We start from the raw sequence: 16602 nt of genomic DNA on the forward strand, positions 1-16602 counted from the left end.
GTCGTGGAGCGCGTGCGGCGTGACGGGTAGGGGCCGGACAGGAGCGGCGGCGCCGGGGGATGAACAGTACGGTACGAAGGCGGTCGTCGCCGCGTTCGGAACGCGAGGCCGGCGCACGGAGTTCCGGAGGGGCCCGGCGGCCTTCGCGCGCGGGCCGGACCGGTTCGCCGGATCCCAAGGGGGGGCGATGATGGAGCAACCGCGGCGGTCGCTGGCGCACGAGGCCGAGGAAGCGGTGCGCCGTCTCCGCGGCGTGTCGGCCGTGCGGGTGGATCTCGGAGAGGACGGGGCGATCGCTCGTGTGCACGTGTTGGCCTCGGCCGAGCGTAGCCCCAAGGTGATCGTTGCGGATGTGATCGCGACGCTCGCGGCGCAGTTCGGCGTCAGCCTGGAGCCGGGGCACGTGAGGGTCGCGGGCCTGCGCCCCGGCCAGGCCGAGTCGGGTCCGTCGCCGGTGCGGTCCCGGCTCAAGTCCGTCGGGCTGACGGTGTCGCGGCTCCGGTCGTCGGCCGAGGTACGCGTACAACTCGAGCACGACGGGCTGATTTACGAAGGCGCGGCCTCCGGGCCCAACGCGGCGTCCCACCTGCTCGAACTCGTCGCGCAGGCGACCCTGCGCGCCGTGGAGACGTACCTGCGCGCAGACGCGTTATTCGTCGTGCAGTCCGCGACCGCTGTGTTGGCCGGCGCTCACCAGATCGCCTTGGTGGTCGTCTCGTGGTTGGGCCCGGACGAAGAGACGCTCAGCGGGTCGGCCGTGGTGCGCAACGACGCCCGGGAGGCGATGGTCCACGCCACGCTCGACGCCATCAACCGCACCGTACTCGGGCTCGGTACCCGCTAGTGCCTGTACGGCCGGTCTGGACCGCGCTTGCGCGGGCGGCGGCGATCGCCTGCGTGGTCGTCTGTGCGGCGCCGGGCGTGCCGACGCGAGGAATGGCCGCGCAGACGGCGGTCCCGGTGCTGATGTATCACCGGATCGATACGGTGCTGTCCGCGCGCGATCCGATCACCGTGGGCCTCACGGTGATGGCGCCCGCGTTCGAGGCGCAGCTCCGATTCCTGCGGCGGCACGGGTTCCGTTCGATCACGCTCGACGACATGTGGACGCACATGGTCCGGCACGCACCGGCGTCCGGGCCGGAAATCGTCCTCACCTTCGACGACGGGTACGAGGACAACTATACCGTCGCGTTCCCGCTGCTCCGCCGGTACCGGTTCACGGGAACGTTCTTCGTCGTGACGTCCACCGTGGGGACGCCCGATCACCTGACGGTGACGCAGATCAAGGAAATGGCCGCCGCCGGGATGGCGTTTGGATCCCACGGGCAGCACCACGTCGATTTCTCCGCTCTGCCGCCGTCGATTGCCCGCCTCGAGCTCGAACACAGTAAACGTTTCATCGGCGAGTGGGCAGGAGACTCGGTCACGTTCTTCGCGTACCCCTCCGGCCGATACTCCCAAAGCGTGGAACGGAGCCTCTCCGACCTTGGCTACCGTGGCGCCGTGACGGAGATCCCGGGGTTCGTCAGTGCCGCGAGCCGCCCGTACGAGCTGGAGCGCGTGCGGGTCGCGCACGACGATTCCCTGGCGGGATACGCCCGCAAGCTCCGGCTGCCTGCGCCCTGACGCGCGCGGCAGCCTGCGCCCGCCCCCGGTGTAGACAGCCTGGACTATAATGGGCGTGGGCGTACGTTAGGCTAAGGAGCGCGGGATTGGTGAATCATATAGTAGGAGCCGGAGGACCGGCGGCACCGTAGCGTCCGTGGGCGACCCGTGGTCGAGGGGCGTGCCCGCGACTTCAGGAGCGATCGAATGCTGAAGCTCTTCCAGAATCTGCTCGGTGACAGTAGCGAGCGCATCGTGAAACACCTGCGCGACACGCTCGTGCGCGACGTGAATGCGATGGAGCCCGATCTCGAGGGCCTGTCCACCGACGCGCTGCGCGCGAAGATGGACGAGTTGCGTGAGCGCGTCCGCGGTGGCGAGCCGCTCGACGACGTGATGGCCGAGACGTTCGCGGTGGTCCGCGAAGCGTCGAAGCGGGCGCTGGGCCAGCGCCACCACGACGTCCAGTTGATCGGCGGCGCGGTGCTGTTCAGCGGGAAGATCGCCGAGATGAAGACCGGCGAGGGCAAGACGCTGGTCGCGACGCTCCCCCTGGCGCTGAACGCGCTTGAGGGACGCGGGGGACACCTGGTCACGCCGAACGATTATCTGTCGCGGGTCGGCGCTGGGTGGATGGGGCCGATTTACCATCTGCTCGGGATCAGCGTGGGCGTGATCACGCACGAGTTTGCCGGGCTCTACGATCCCACGTATCATGACGCGGCCCACCACGGTGACGAGCGGCTCGTGCACTTCCGCCCGGTCCACCGGCGCGAGGCATACCTCGCGGACATCACGTACGGCACGAACAACGAGTTCGGGTTCGACTACCTTCGTGACAACATGGTGATCCGAGGGGAGGATCTCGTCCAGCGTGAGCTCCGGTACGCGATCGTCGACGAGGTCGACTTTATCCTGATCGATGAGGCGCGGACGCCGCTCATCATCTCCGGCCAGGTGGAGCAGTCTACGGACCTCTACTACCAGTTTGCCAAGCTGGTGCCCCGTCTCGCCGCCGAGCAGGACTACCACGTTGACGAGAAGCTCAAGACCGCGACGCTGACGGAGCAGGGTGTGAGCCAGTTCGAGCGGTGGCTCGGCATCGACAACCTCACCGATCCGAAGCACATCGAGCTGATGCACCATGCGCAGCAGGCGTTGCGCGCCCACACCCTGTACCACCGCGACGTCGAGTACGTCGTCAAGGACGGCCAGGTGCTGATCGTGGACGAGTTCACGGGTCGCCTGATGTTCGGACGGCGGTACAGCGACGGGCTGCACCAAGCGATCGAGGCCAAGGAAGGCGTGAAGATCGAGAAGGAGTCCCAGACCCTCGCCACGATTACGTTCCAGAACTTCTTCCGCATGTACGACAAGCTTGCGGGGATGACCGGAACGGCCAAGACCGAGGAAGCGGAGCTCACGCAGATCTACAACCTGCCCGTGGTCTCGATTCCCACCCACCAGCCGATGGTCCGCAAGGACGCGCCGGACCTCGTCTACAAGCATGAGAAGGCGAAGTTCAAGGCGGTCGCGGACGAGATCGCTGAGTGGCACCAGAAGGGGCGGCCGGTGCTTGTCGGCACGCGTTCCATTGAGAAGAGCGAGGCGGTGTCGGCGCTCCTCCGCCGGCGCGGCATTCCGCACCAGATCCTCAACGCGAAGTACCACGAGCGTGAGGCGGAGATTATCGCCCAGGCCGGTCGGTCGGGCGCCGTGACGATCGCCACCAACATGGCGGGGCGCGGCGTGGACATCCTGCTCGGCGGCAACCCGCCCGAGGCGGGGGACGCGGAGAAGGTGCGCACGCTGGGCGGGCTGCACATCGTCGGGACCGAACGGCACGAAGCGCGCCGCATCGACAACCAGCTGCGCGGCCGCGCCGGACGCCAGGGTGATCCGGGCTCGTCCCGATTCTTTGTCGCCCTGGACGACGAACTGATGCGTCTGTTTGCCGGCGAACGCATCGCCGGCATCATGGAGAAGCTCGGCATCGAGGATGACGTCCCGATCGAGCACGCGCTGGTGACACGACAGATCGAGAACGCGCAGAAGAAGGTCGAATCGTACCACTTCGACGTGCGGAAGCACGTGTTGGAGTACGACGACGTGATGAACGTCCAGCGGCAGGTGATCTACGGCGAGCGCCGCAAGGTCCTCCTCGGCGAAGGGTTGCGGGAGAACATCCTGGACTTCATCGAGCAGCTCGTCGACGATCTCGTTGCGGGATTCTGCTCCACGGAGTCGCGGCCGGAAGAGTGGGACCTCGACGGGCTGCTACAGGAGGTTCGGCATGTGATCCCGCTGCCTCCCGACCTCACCGTGGAGCAGTTGCGCGGGCTCGACGCCGACGGCGTGACCGAACACGTGTTGGAGGCCTCGCTGGCCGCGTACGAGGCCAAGGAGCAGGCGGTCGGGCCGGAGACGATGCGCGAGCTGGAGCGCATCATTCTGCTGCAGACCCTGGATCGCAAGTGGATCGACCATCTGTACGCGATGGACGCGCTCCGCGAGGGCATCGGGCTCCGGGCGTACGGACAGGCGAATCCGCTGATTGAGTATCAGAAGGAAGGATACGGGTTGTTTGAGCAGCTCAAGCGGGACGTGCAGGAAGAGACGGTCCGGTTCCTGTACCTCGTGCAGGTCCAGGCCGCGGCGGCGGCGCCCTCCAGGGACGCCGGTCCCGCGGTTCGCACCCCGGCGCGGACCGGATACCGCGTGACCCGAGAGAGCGGCGGCGGCGATGCGGGGCGTCCGCAGCCAGCCGCGGCGGCGGTCGGGGGCGGCGGGACCGCGACACAGGTCCGCGTGGCCAAGGTCGGGCGCAACGACCCGTGCCCGTGCGGCAGCGGGAAGAAGTACAAGAAGTGCCACGGCCGGGGTGAATGAGCTAGTGTGACAGCGCCGCGGTTCCTCGCGGTTCTCCTCGCCGGCGCCGCGTACGCGGCGGCGTTTCCCCCGTTCGACCTCGGATGGCTCGCATGGGTCGCGCTTGTGCCGTTGTGTGTCGCGGCGGCGACCGAAACTCCGCGGACCGCGTTTCGCCTCGGCTACTGTTGGGGATTGGTCGCGTTCGGCGGCGTGTTGTGGTGGCTCACGGCGTTCGGCCCCGTCGTGTGGGTGTCCGCCGTGGCGCTCGTCGCGGTCTTCCCCGGCGCGGCGACCGCGACCGCCGCGTGGGCGCAACGCGGGCGCGGCGACGCCCTCGGATTGCTCTGGATGCCCCTCGTGTGGGTTGTCGGTGAGTTCGTGCGGAGCCAGGGCCCGCTCGGATTTCCCTGGGCGCTCGTGGGAGAGTCGCAGCACGGGGCACTCCCGGTGGCGCAACTTGCGTCAGTCGCCGGGGTGTGGGGCGTCAGTTTCATCGTTGTGCTGGCGAACGCGCTTCTGGCAAACGTGGTCGTCCGCCGCGCCACGGTGAGCGCGTGTCTGGCCGCGGCGGCGCTGATCGCGGGAACCGTCGGGTGGGGGTGGTCGGCGCTGCAGACCCCGGTTGCGCCAGCCGGGCCCTCGGGTGCGGTGACCGCCGCGGTCGTGCAGCCGAACGCGCCCCCCCGCGGGCCCACGACCCTGTCGGACACACGCGCGCAACTCGCGGTCCTCGAGACGCTCACGAGCGAGGCTACGTCACGCGGGGCTCAGCTCGTGGTGTGGCCGGAGACCGCGTTTCCGACGGATGTCGCCGGCGACGCCGCCGCGCTCGCCCGCATCGGGAGATGGATCCGTCGGAGTCCCGTCGCGCTGATCGCAAGCAGCCTGGAGGGCGGGACCACCGACTCCGCGTTCGCGTTCTCGCCCGCGGGTGCCCTTGTGGGTCGCTACGACAAGATGCACTTGGTACCGTTCGCCGAGTTCGGCGAGCGCGCCGGTCGGACGCCCGGCGTGCTGCCGGCGCCGAGCGGGCCGGTGGGGATCGCGATCTGCTTCGAGAGCGTGTTTCCCGAGATCGCCCGCAACACCGTGTTGGGCGGCGCCGATCTCCTCGCGGTGCTCACGAACGACGCGTGGTTCTCCGGCCCTGCCCCGGCGGAGCAGCACGCCGCCGCGGCGGCGTTTCGGGCGATCGAGGAAGGGCGCTACCTGCTTCGTGCCGCGAACAGCGGCATCAGCGAGGTGATCGACCCCCACGGCCGCGTCGTGGCAATGCTGCCGCTCGGGGCCCGCGGCGTCCTGGTGGCGCGCATTGCCGCGACGGCCAGGTTGACGCCGTACGCCCGATACGGCGACCTGCTCCCGTGGGCTACCGTCGCCATCGGCACGGTGCTGCTCGCGCGGCGGGCTTGGGTCGGCGGGATGCCTCCCGCGGATCCTGCGTTCGTCCGCCTGCTCACCGTGTCCGTCGCCCCGTTGCTCGCGATCGCCGCCGTGGCATGGGGCGCCGATGCCGCGCGGACGCCCGGCCTGCTCGTCGCGGGTGCGCCGGTGCCGCTGCCGGTGCTGGCGGTGTTGGGGGCGAACGTCGTGTTCAGCATCGGTCGGCCGGTGCGCAGCCTGGGGTTCCAGGCGGCCGGGTTCGTGCCGGCCGCGGTTGCGGGCCTGGCCGTGGTCGGGGTTGTGGTGGGCGTCGCGGCGCAAGCGTTCGCGTCGCAGGGCGCGCCGGTGACCTTCGGGTCCCCGGCGGGCGGGTGGTGGGTAGGGAGCCTGGTGCAGGTGCTCGTCGTCGGCCTGACCTTGGAGTGGTGGCTGCGAGGACTCGTGTACGGTGCCGCGCTCGCCTGGCGCGGCTGGCGCGTCGCGGTCGCGTGGTCCGCGGTGCTCGGGTTGCTCGCCGCCTCGCCGAGGGGCGCGGAGGCCATGGTGTGGAGTTGCTGCGCGGGGCTCGCCTTCGGCGCGATTCGGACGCGGTGGCCGCAGGTTCCCGCGCTCGCGGTGGCGCACGGCGCGGGCGCGGTCTTCCTCGGTTTTTTGCTTTCACCCTGGTGAGTGATATAATGGGACGTCGGGCCGCGCGGCGTGCGCCGCGGGTCGGCCTCGGCGACGTGTACGAGTTGGGGGTCGGCAGTGACGGTCGAGGAACTGAAGCGTACGCTCGAAGGCTATCAGGAGCGCCTCAGCGGTATCGGGAGGCATCTTTGACGTTCCCCGCATGCGCGCCCGCGTCGCGGATCTCGAACGGCAGATGCAGCAACCGGGTTTCTGGGATGACCAAGACGCCGCCCGGCGCGTCTCGCAGGAGGTCGCCGGGCTTCGCTCCCGGATTGACGAGCTGACCGATCTCGATCGCGAGATCGGCGACCTGCGTGAGCTGGTGGAGCTCGCCGGGAGCGAGGATGCGGCGACGCTCGCCGAGGTTGAGCGCGAGCTGGAAGCGGTCGGCGGGCGGCTCGATCGCTTCGAACTGGCGACGCTGCTTGCGGGTGAGCACGATGCGAGCAACGCCATCCTTTCGGTACACGCCGGCGCGGGTGGTACGGAATCCCAGGACTGGTCCGAAATGTTGTTGCGCATGTATCTTCGGTGGGCCGAGACCCACGGCTATCGCACCGAGGTCGTCGACATGTCGCCCGGCGAGGAAGCGGGCCTGAAGAGCGCGACCGTCATCGTCTCCGGCCCGAACGCGTACGGCTATCTGCGGGGCGAGCGCGGCGTCCATCGGCTCGTCCGTCTCTCGCCGTTTGATGCGGCGCACCGCCGCCACACCTCCTTCGCCCTCGTCGATGTGATCCCTGAGGTCGAGGCGACCGAGGTGCAGATTCGTGACGACGAGCTGCGCGTGGATACGTACCGATCGGGTGGCGCCGGCGGCCAGAACGTCAACAAGGTCGAGACCGCCGTCCGGATCACCCACCTGCCCAGCGGCATCGTCGTCCAGTGCCAGAACGAACGCTCCCAACACGCGAACAAGCTCACCGCGATGAAGCTGCTCCAGGCGCACCTGTTCGAGCGCAGCCAAGAGGAACAGCAGCAGAAGCTCTCGGCGATCCGCGGGGAACACCGCGACGCCGCGTGGGGGAACCAGATTCGGTCGTATGTCTTGCACCCGTACACGCTCGTGAAGGATCATCGCACCGGCGTCGAGACCGGCAACACGCAGGCGGTGCTCGACGGCGGGTTGGACCCGTTCATCGACGCCTACCTTCGACTCGGCCGCGCGCCCGCGCAGGCCGGCGAGGTGAGCGCCGGCGCGGACCGCCGCGGCACCGAACCGCAGGCGCCCTCCTGAGAATGGCCGCGGCGCGGTGGAACGCTTCGGACTCGGCCAACCGGACGCCGCGCAAGGCCGGCGTTCGGGCCGGCGTCTTGTGGTGGGCGGTCGTCGTGGCGCTGGTGGTCGCGGTCGGGGTAAGCGTGGGAGGGCCGACGGTCGCGTCCGCCGCCCTGGACATGGCGCTCGTGCGGGCGCTGGACGCGGAGCGCGTGCGGGTGGAGGTCACCGCGTGGCCGCCGGCGGCGCTGTGGTGGGGACGCGTGGACGTTCTCACCGTGGCCGCCAGGAATCTGCGCGTCGGTACGTTGCGGGTGCAGTCCCTTGACGCCACGTTGGACCGCGTGCAGATGGACGCCGGCGCGCTCTACGCGGAGCGCCAGGTCTCGATCCGCTCGCTCGGTTCGGCCGTCGCGCGGTTCACGGTGGCGCAGGACGCGCTGCAGAGCATGCTCGGCGCGCAGCCCTCGGTGCGGGACGCCGTCGTGACGTTGCACCCGGGACGGATTTCCCTCGCCGCCACGGTCGGCGTGCTCGGCATGTCGCTCCAGGCGGTCGGGACCGGCCGGCTGGTGCTGCGCGGCGAGCACGCGGCAGATCTCGCCCTGGATCGCGTGACGGTCGCCGGCGTGCCGGTCCCGAGCGCGATCGTGGCGCAGCTGATCGGGGGGTTGAACCCGGTACTGGACGTGGGGGCACTGCCGTTCGGTCTGCACCTCACGGGCGTGACGGTGGGCGAGGGAGAGGTGATCGTGGATGCGGCGGCGGGGACGCGGTAGGCCCGCGGGGGTGGCGCGATGACGGCAATGGTTCGAACGCTCGCGCGCCGCTACCCCGTGCTGACCGTCTGCGCCGTGTTGGGGGTGGTGGCGGCGTTTGTGATTCTCGGCCACCGCTCCGAAGTCGAGCGCGCCTACCATACTGTGGAGATCACGGCCGACGGCGACGATTGGACGACCCTGGCCCGACGGGACGGCATGGACCTCGGCACGCTGTACGCGGCGCTGCGCGAGCGCGGCGTACGGAGCGTGACGCTGTACGCTGCATCGCTCCGGCGCTTGGCCAACACGGGAATGATCGCGTACATGACGGGCACCGACGCGCTGAACGCCGTCCGCACCGGCAGCCTCGGCGGTCCGCTCTTGGACATGGCGCGGCAGGGGCGGATTCACCCGAACAGCACGTACGTGGTCGGCGAGCCGGCGGTGCTGCGACTGGTCCAGCGCGGGTTCGCCGACCAATTGGGGGCCGATCGCGCGGTCATGCGCGAGGGGAGCGGCCCGGTGCTCGAGATTGGCGCGCGCGGCCAAGAGGTGGAGGATGCGTCGCTCGGGGTGCCGCCGGGCGCGATTCAGGCACTCCACGATCGCGAGCTCGCGGCGGAGTTGCGCGTGCTCAACTTCCACTACGTCGCGCCGGGTGGGCTCGACGCGTTCTTCGTGGACCTCCGGCAGGCGGGCCAGCCGTTCACGCTGATCTTCGACCGCGATCAAGTGCTGGGGTACGACGCGTTGATCCCCGACGTCGCCGCCCAGATGAAGTCGGCGGGGTTCGCGTTCGGCCGCATCGAGTCGTTCATCGCGACCCGCAAGCAGAAGGGCGAAGATGGGTTGACGAGACTCGTCGCCCCGGACATGATCCGCGTCTTCAGCATGACGCCGCAGGAACTCGCAACGTCAACGCCGGAGGACGCGCGCGACAAGTTCGTGCTCGCGGCGCGCGAGCGCAATGTGCGGATCCTCTACGTCCGTCCGTTTCTGAGCACGACCGCGGGCGTGGACGAGATGCAGACGAACCTCGATTATGTGAAGTCGATCGCGGACGAGCTGACGCAGGCTGGCTACAAGCTCGGTAAGGCGGCGCCGTTGCCCGTGATGAGCACGCCCGCGCCCTTGTTCGGCCTCGCGGCGCTCGGAACGGTATCGGTCACGGCGATCGCCACGGCCGAGGTGTGGGGCGCGCTTGCGCGCCCGTTGCCGGTCGCGCGGCTGCACCTGTGGGTCGGCGTCGGCGCCGTGCTTACGGTGGCGGCGCTCGCGCTCCACCACGTGACCCTGTGGCGCGAGGCCCTCGCGTTCCTGGCCGCGCTGACATTCCCCACACTCGGGATGATGTGGCTGGTGCCGGCGGCCCGTCGGGAGGACATCGCGGGGCGGCGGGCCGCGCCGACCCGGTCGGGGCTGCGGGCGTTCGCGCGCGGCGTCGTCGGGCTGTGGACCGTGTCGCTCGTGAGCGTGTTGGGCGCGCTCGTGATGGCGGCGTTGCTGAGCGAGTGGGATTTCATGATGGAAGTGCGGGAGTTCCTCGGCGTGAAGCTCGCCCACGTCGTGCCGGTGATCGTCCTCGGTCTGCTGCTGGCCGCGGCGGACGTGGCGCCGGGCGAGCTGTGGCGGCGGCTGCGCGGGTGGCTACGGCAGCCCCTGCTGCTCGAGTACGGCATCGCGATCATCGTCATCGCCACCGCGGTGGTGTTCGCGCTCGGTCGCACCGGCAACTCCGGGCTGCCCCTCCTCGGCGGTCTCGAGCTGAAGAGCCGCGTCGTGCTGGAGCGGGTCCTGATCGCGCGACCGAGGACCAAGGAGTACCTTGTCGGCGACCCGTTCATGGTGCTGGCATTCGCCCTTGCGGCCGCCGGGTTGCGGCGCTGGATCCTGCCGGCCGCGGTGATCGGGGCGATCGGCCAAGTCGGGCTCGTCAACTCGTTCTCGCACATCCACACCCCGCTCGTCTACGCGTTCATGCGGACGGTCTACGCGCTCGCGATCGGCTCGGTGCTCGGCGGCGTGCTCGTTGCGCTGCTGTGGTGGGCGCGCCGTTGGTGGGGACCGGCCGTGGACGGCGACTCTTCCCGAGCGTCCCCCGGGGCGTCACGCATGGCATGAGCCGGATTGTTATCTCCGGCTACTACGGGTTCGACAATCTCGGAGACGAAGCGGTGCTCGCGGCGACCGTCCAAGAACTGCGGCGCCGCCGGCCGGATGCCGAGATCGCCGTGCTCTCGGCGGCACCGGACGCGACCGCGAGGACCCATGGTATCCGCGGCGTTGCCCGCACGGCGCCCGGCGCGATCGCCGGCGTGCTCCGCGGGGCCGACCTGCTTCTGTGCGGTGGCGGCAGTCTCTTTCAGGACGCGACGAGCTGGCGCAGCCCTTGGTACTATCTCGGCGTGCTCAGCCTGGGGCGGCGCCTCGCGCGCCGGACGGCCGTGCACGCCCAGGGGATCGAACCGCCGACCCGGGCTACCGTCCGCGCCGGGGTCGCCTACGTGGTCGACCGCGTGGATCTTGTGACGCTGCGCGACCGCACGTCGCAGAGCGTGCTTGCGTCGCTCGGTGTCCGGCGCCCCAGGATCGTCGTCAGCGCCGACCCGTCATGGCTTCTCGAGCCGGACTGGTCGGCCGCGGCGGTGGCTGAGCGGGCCCGGTGGGGCGCGGGACCGCGCTTCGGCCTCGCGCTGCGGGCGTGGGGATCCGGCGCCGCGGTGCGGGCGGCGGTCGCGGCGGCGCGCGCGGTGACCGCCCGCCTGGGCGTGCGCTGGGTGTTGTTGCCGATGCATCGGCCGTGGGACCTGGCGGTCGCCGATGAGGTGGCGGGCGAACTCGGGGACATCGCGACGGTGGTGCGTGCCCCGCTCGGCCCGCGCGAGATCCTCGCGCTGGTGGGGGCACTCGATGTGCTGGTGGGGATGCGGTTGCACGCGCTGCTGTTCGCGGCGGCCCAGGGTGTGCCGATCGTTCCCGTCGCCTACGATCCAAAAGTGACCGCGCTGGCGCGAGAGCTCGGCGAGCCCGATCCGGCCGGCGCCGAGTCGATTGCGCCTGACGATCTGGTCGCGTCGATCGACCGAGCCGTCGCGGAGCGCGCGGCGAACCGTGCGCGTCTCCTGGCGGCGGCCGCGCCGCTGCGAGACCGCGCGAAGCTTGCGCCAGCGCTCGCGGCGGACCTACTCGCATGAGCCGGATCGACATTCTCGGGGTCGGTTTCGACCCGATCGACCTCGACGGCGCCGCGGCGCGGATCGTTGAGTTCGCCCTGCAACCGGACCCCCGCCTCGTCGTTACGGTCAACGTGGAGATGGTGATGCTCGCGCGCAGGGACGCGGACGTACGGGGGATCCTGCGCCGGGCGTCCCTGGTCGTCGCGGACGGGGTTGGTGTCGTGTGGGGATCGCGGCAGCTCGGCCGCACGCTGCCGGGGCGCGTGCCGGGCATCGACCTCGCGGCCCGCCTGTGTCAAGAGGCCGCGCGGCGTCAGTGGCGCGTCTACCTCCTCGGCGGTCGTCCTGGCGTGGCCGACGGTGCCGCAGCGCGCCTACGCGCGTGGTACCCTGGGCTTCTGGTTGTGGGTGCGCGGGACGGGTACTTCTCGCCGGACGCCGACCGCGACGTCGTGCGCGCGATTCGTGACGCAGCGCCGACCGTCCTGCTCGCGGGACTGGGGGCGCCACGCCAGGAGCGCTGGCTCTCGGAGCGGCTCGCGGACCTCAGCGTGCCCGTCGCAATGGGGATCGGGGGCGCCTTGGACGTGTGGACCGGGCGCGCCCGGCGCGCGCCGCGGGTGTGGCAGACGCTGGGCCTCGAATGGTGCTACCGACTCCTGCGCGAGCCGAGACGCTTTGGCCGGCAGCTCGCGATCCCGCACTTCATGGCGGTCGTCTACGGGCAGCGTCTCCGCGCGTTGCTGCATCCTGCGTCCGGGTCGTGACAAGCCCGCCCGACGCGCTTCTGAAGGAGTTCCCCCGCGTATCATGGAATAGGGGGCCGGATCGGTCGCTGGCGCAGCGAACGAAGGAGCCGTGGCCGCATGGGGGAGGTTCTGAAGGTCTCGGCCGACTCGAAGCCCAAGGCCGTGGCGGGTGCGGTGGCTGCGGTGCTGCGGGAGAAGGGATCGGTCGAGCTTCAGGCCGTGGGCGCCGGTGCCGTGAATCAAGCTGTCAAGGCGATCGCCATCACACGTGGGTTTGTCGCTCCGAACGGCATCGACCTGATCGCGATCCCGGCGTTCACCAAGGTGGAGATTGAAGGCGAAGAGCGAACCGCCATCCGTTTCCTGGTCCAGGCGCGCTAGGCTCGACCGGCGTCCCGGCGGGGGTCGGCGGTTCGATGACAGCCTTTCCGACGGCGACATGAAAGTGTTCTGCGGGACCGCGAACCGCGCGCTCGGCGAGGAGGTCGCCTCCGAGCTCGGGTTGCCTCTCGGCCGCGTCACCATTCGGCGGTTCGAAGATGGCGAGATCTACGCGCGGTACGAGGAGAGCGTCCGCGGCGTAGATGCGTTCATCATCCAGCCGACGTGCCCGCCGGTCAACGAGAATCTCATGGAGCTGCTCGTCATGGTGGACGCGCTCAGCCGGGCGTCCGCGGGGCGCATCACCGCGGTGATGCCGTACTACGGCTATGCGCGGCAGGACAAGAAGCACGCGCCGCGGTCGCCGATCACTGGACGCCTCGTGGCGGATCTCCTCCAGAGCGCCGGCGTGCACCGCGTGCTCGCACTGGACCTCGACGCCGACCAGATCGAGGGGTTCTTCGAGATCCCGGTGGACCATCTGCGCGCGCTTCCGCTGTTCGCGGAGTATCTCGGGACGCGCGACCTCTCGGATGCGGTCGTGGTGGCGCCGGACGACAGTGCCGTCAAGACCGCGTTCCGGCTGGCCGAGCGGCTGCACCTGCCGCTCGCGGTGGTGTTCCAGCGGGGCCAACTCCATGGCGCCGGCCCGCTGACCCAGGTCGTCGGCGACGTGGCGGGACGGGTACCCGTCGTGGTCGATCGGATCGTGGATACGCCCGATCGGATGTGCGCGGCGCTCGACGCGATCCGGGAACAGGGCGCGCGTCCGGAGGCGTACGTGTGCGCGACGCACGGCGTGCTCGTGGAAGGGGCGATCGACGCCGTGTGCCGCGAGGACGTGCGGGAGGTCGTGCTGACGAACAGCGTCCCGATTCCTCCCGAGAAGCGGCTCGACAAGGTGCGCGTGCTGTCGGGCGCGCCGCTGCTCGCCCGCGCCATGCGCAACATCCACCTGAACGATTCGGTCAGCACCCTGCTGAGCTGATCGGTCCCGCGCCGTCCGCGCGGCCGCGTGTTTGCGCCGCAGACGGGTGGTGTGCTACGCTGACCGCATGACCGTGCGCACCCGCTATGCTCCGAGCCCCACCGGTTTTCTTCACGTCGGCGGCGCGTGGATGGCGTTTTTCAACTGGTTGTTCACGCGGCACTACCGCGGGCAGTTCGTGCTGCGTGTCGAGGACACGGACCGCACCCGATCGACCGAGGAGTACGAGAGGTCCATCCTCGAAGACCTCCGCTGGCTCGGCGTGGACTGGGACGAAGGCCCGGACGTCGGCGGGCCGTATGGACCCTACCGGCAGACGGAACGGAGCCGGCTGTACCACGAGCAGGCGCAGGTGCTCGTCGCGCGGTCGGCCGCGTACCCGTGCTACTGTACCCCGGAGGAACTGGAGGCGGAGCGCGCCCGCGCCGCCGCGGAGCGGCGGCCGTACCGGTATTCAGGCCGCTGCCGGGATCTGTCGGCGGCGGACCGTGCGCGATTTGAGGCGCAGGGGCGCCGACCGACGTTGCGGTTTCGGGTGCCGGCAGCGCATCCGACGATCATCGTGGAGGATCTGGTCCTCGGGCGGGTGGAGTTCCAGCCGGGCGATCTGGACGACTTCATCATCGTGCGGTCGGACGGCACCCCGCTCTACAACTTCGCGAACGTCGTCGACGACCACGGTATGCTCATCACGCACATCGTCCGCGGTTCCGAGCACCTCTCCAACACGCCGCGGCAGTTCCTGATGTATCAGGCGTTCGGGTGGGAGCACCCCAAGGTCGCGCATCTGCCGGTGCTGCTCGGGGTCGACCGGAAAAAGCTGAGCAAGCGCCACGGCGACACCGCGGTGCGCGACTACGCGGCCCAGGGGTTCCTGCCCGAGGCGCTCGTCAACTTCTTCGCGCTGATGGGGTGGTACCCTGAGGACGGGCGCGAGGTGTTCTCCGTGTCCGAGCTCGTCGAGCGGTTCCGCATCGAGGAGATGGGCAAGAGCGGGGCCGTGTTCGATGTCCAGAAGTTGACCTGGCTGAATGGGGTGTACATGCAGGAGGCCTATCGCCGCGACCCGGACCGGGTCGTCGATCTGGTCGTGGGCTACCTTCGGCGGCAGTCGGTGTTGACCGGGGAGGTCACCGCCGAGCAGCGGGCGTACGTCGCGCGGGTCGTCAGCATCATGGGAGAACGGCTTCGATTGCCAAGCGACGTGCTCGTGTACGGCGACTTCTTCTTTTCCGACGACGTGACGTACGATCCGCAGGCGGTGCAGAAGTATTTCAACACAGACGGTGTGGCAAAAGTGCTCGCGTACATGCGTGAGGCTCTGGCCGCCGCTACGAATTTCACGCTCTCCGACATCGAACGGGCGATCACGCGCGGTGCGGAGTCATTTGGTGTTTCCCGCGGGGTCATCATCCACCCGCTGCGCGTGGCGATCACCGGGAAGACGGTGGGCCCCGGGTTGTTCGAGTTGATCGAGGTCCTGGGGCGCGAACGCGTATTGGCACGGCTCGACAAGGCGATCGAGTTGACCACTGCTGGACGCCTCCCTCGCGCGTAGCTGGCGTCCGTTCGATGGCGGTCCCCGCGACCGCCGGAGCACCCCGCGTCGTGATGGGTCCGCCATTCGCGTTGACACGCTTCTTTGGCCCTCAGTATAATGAGGGCGCCCGTGAGGTCTCGTTGGGGGATCGTCTAGCGGTAGGACGACGGGCTCTGGACCCGTTAGCGGGGGTTCGAATCCTCCTCCCCCAGCCACGCCTTGTGGCTCCTCGATCGTTGCACCGAACAGCACGGTTCGGCACCGAGGAGAGCGCCGCCCGCGCAGTTTGCGACCAAACTCACCCTCCCCCGACTCCGGGAATGCCAACTCGTCAAGCCATTCCGTTCGCTTGGGCCGTGGCTCCAATGATGTGCATGGCGGTCCATGGTGCACCCGGCCGCGGGCGGCCGAGCTGGCATTCCCGTGGGCACCGGGCCAGGGTTCCGACGCTAGCAGGAGTCGAACGCGAACAACGGAAACCCGCAAGAGAGGGAGGCCAACATGATCCAAAACCGTTGGTTCGCACGCCTGAAACAGGTGAGCGACAGGTATGGACAGTCTCCTGCGTTTAGACTGCTGCACACCTCTGGCCTACTCAACAGCGGAAAGATGGGCGCCGCGGGCGATCCTCCGCTCGCCTTGAGAAGGGTAATCGATAAAGGGTTGCGGCCGAACGACGCGGGTCACCATGTCACGTATCTCGAAGTCTATGAGCCCGACGTAGCTGCGGACCAAATGCAGCTGGTCCTCCGTTACGGAGCGTCGCTCTTCGACTGACCCCGGAGGATCAGGAACACTTGTGAGGCTGACCGCCGAAGCCGCTCACCAATCCAGTGTCGCATGGAGGACCCGAATGGCCACGGTCGGCGCGAATCAGCCGCCGGTCGGGCAGCGGCGGTTGACGCGGCGGGCTGCCGATCTTCGCTCAAGGGGTGCCTAAGCGTCCACGCGGCCGACGGCGGAGCCGGAGCCGGGGGTATTGGTGAATCGCCCGCCGGATCCGATGGAACTGTTCCGTCGGCTCTCTGCGTTGAGACGTAGTAAGTAGGGGGACGCCGAGCGACGTGACGGCGCTCGATCGAGGAGGCATGGCGACGCAGCGCATCGGTGTGTTTTGGAAGGGCGGCCTGGCGGTCGTTGTATTGGTCTGCTTCGCGAGTGCCATGTCCGCCCGCGCAGGTACGGTGGCCGGGCGGCCGATTTCATTTCCGGTTACCGTGTCCCTTCCCCTGGATCATGCTACGGATTCCGAAG

Annotated in this window: 12 protein-coding genes and 1 tRNA gene; all 13 read left to right on the top strand. The window is 69.4% G+C overall.

All coding sequences use genetic code 11. The features are described 5' to 3' along the window. Nucleotides 1-19: 19 nt before the first annotated feature. The 13 genes from VKZ50_15910 (at nucleotide 20) to VKZ50_15970 (ending at nucleotide 15563) form a co-directional block, all read left to right on the top strand. Entirely contained in the window at nucleotides 20-844 is an 825-nt protein-coding gene (locus VKZ50_15910) for a hypothetical protein (GenBank protein ID HLJ61213.1), read from the top strand. Continuing rightward, a complete protein-coding gene (locus VKZ50_15915) occupies nucleotides 844-1629 on the top strand; it encodes a polysaccharide deacetylase family protein (GenBank protein HLJ61214.1) in 786 nt (261 codons plus the stop codon). The genes VKZ50_15910 and VKZ50_15915 overlap by 1 nt, the downstream gene beginning before the upstream one ends. A 186-nt stretch (nucleotides 1630-1815) precedes the next feature. After that, nucleotides 1816-4497, top strand: a complete 2682-nt coding sequence (secA, locus tag VKZ50_15920) for a preprotein translocase subunit SecA (protein HLJ61215.1) — start codon at nucleotides 1816-1818, stop codon at nucleotides 4495-4497. Nucleotides 4498-4503: 6 nt separating this feature from the next. Continuing rightward, nucleotides 4504-6531, top strand: coding sequence for an apolipoprotein N-acyltransferase (gene lnt / locus VKZ50_15925; GenBank protein ID HLJ61216.1), 2028 nt, complete (start codon nucleotides 4504-4506; stop codon nucleotides 6529-6531). A 135-nt stretch (nucleotides 6532-6666) separates the two neighbouring features. Next, nucleotides 6667-7771, top strand: a protein-coding gene (gene prfB / locus VKZ50_15930; protein HLJ61217.1) for a peptide chain release factor 2 whose coding sequence is annotated in 2 segments (ribosomal slippage) — nucleotides 6667-6681 and nucleotides 6683-7771 — 1104 coding nt in all. Because the reading frame shifts where the segments join, the coding sequence is not laid out codon by codon here. Nucleotides 7772-7773: 2 nt separating this feature from the next. Next, a complete protein-coding gene (locus VKZ50_15935) occupies nucleotides 7774-8532 on the top strand; it encodes a DUF2993 domain-containing protein (protein ID HLJ61218.1) in 759 nt (252 codons plus the stop codon). An 18-nt stretch (nucleotides 8533-8550) separates the two neighbouring features. Next, nucleotides 8551-10635 (top strand): DUF5693 family protein, encoded by a 2085-nt coding sequence (locus VKZ50_15940; GenBank protein HLJ61219.1) that lies wholly within the window; start codon nucleotides 8551-8553, stop codon nucleotides 10633-10635. After that, the gene (gene csaB / locus VKZ50_15945) at nucleotides 10632-11708 is read left to right on the top strand and encodes a polysaccharide pyruvyl transferase CsaB (protein HLJ61220.1); all 1077 of its coding nucleotides are present in this window, start codon (nucleotides 10632-10634) and stop codon (nucleotides 11706-11708) included. The genes VKZ50_15940 and csaB overlap by 4 nt, the downstream gene beginning before the upstream one ends. After that, on the top strand, nucleotides 11705-12457 hold the full coding sequence (locus tag VKZ50_15950) for a WecB/TagA/CpsF family glycosyltransferase (protein ID HLJ61221.1): 753 nt from the start codon (nucleotides 11705-11707) through the stop codon (nucleotides 12455-12457). Before csaB ends, VKZ50_15950 begins: the two co-directional genes overlap by 4 nt. Nucleotides 12458-12556: 99 nt before the next feature. Continuing rightward, the gene (locus VKZ50_15955) at nucleotides 12557-12820 is read left to right on the top strand and encodes a stage V sporulation protein S (GenBank protein HLJ61222.1); all 264 of its coding nucleotides are present in this window, start codon (nucleotides 12557-12559) and stop codon (nucleotides 12818-12820) included. 58 nt (nucleotides 12821-12878) lie between these two features. Beyond that, nucleotides 12879-13808 carry a ribose-phosphate pyrophosphokinase gene (locus tag VKZ50_15960; protein ID HLJ61223.1) on the top strand — a complete coding sequence of 310 codons (930 nt, stop codon included), beginning with the start codon at nucleotides 12879-12881 and terminating at the stop codon, nucleotides 13806-13808. Between the two features lie 67 nt (nucleotides 13809-13875). Next, nucleotides 13876-15366 (top strand): glutamate--tRNA ligase, encoded by a 1491-nt coding sequence (gltX, locus tag VKZ50_15965; GenBank protein HLJ61224.1) that lies wholly within the window; start codon nucleotides 13876-13878, stop codon nucleotides 15364-15366. Between the two features lie 123 nt (nucleotides 15367-15489). Then, nucleotides 15490-15563: transfer RNA gene (locus VKZ50_15970), tRNA-Gln, on the top strand. The last annotated feature ends 1039 nt before the right edge of the window (nucleotides 15564-16602 follow it).

It is taken from the genome of bacterium (genome assembly GCA_035295165.1).
Lineage (GTDB): Bacteria > Sysuimicrobiota > Sysuimicrobiia > Sysuimicrobiales > Segetimicrobiaceae > JAJPIA01.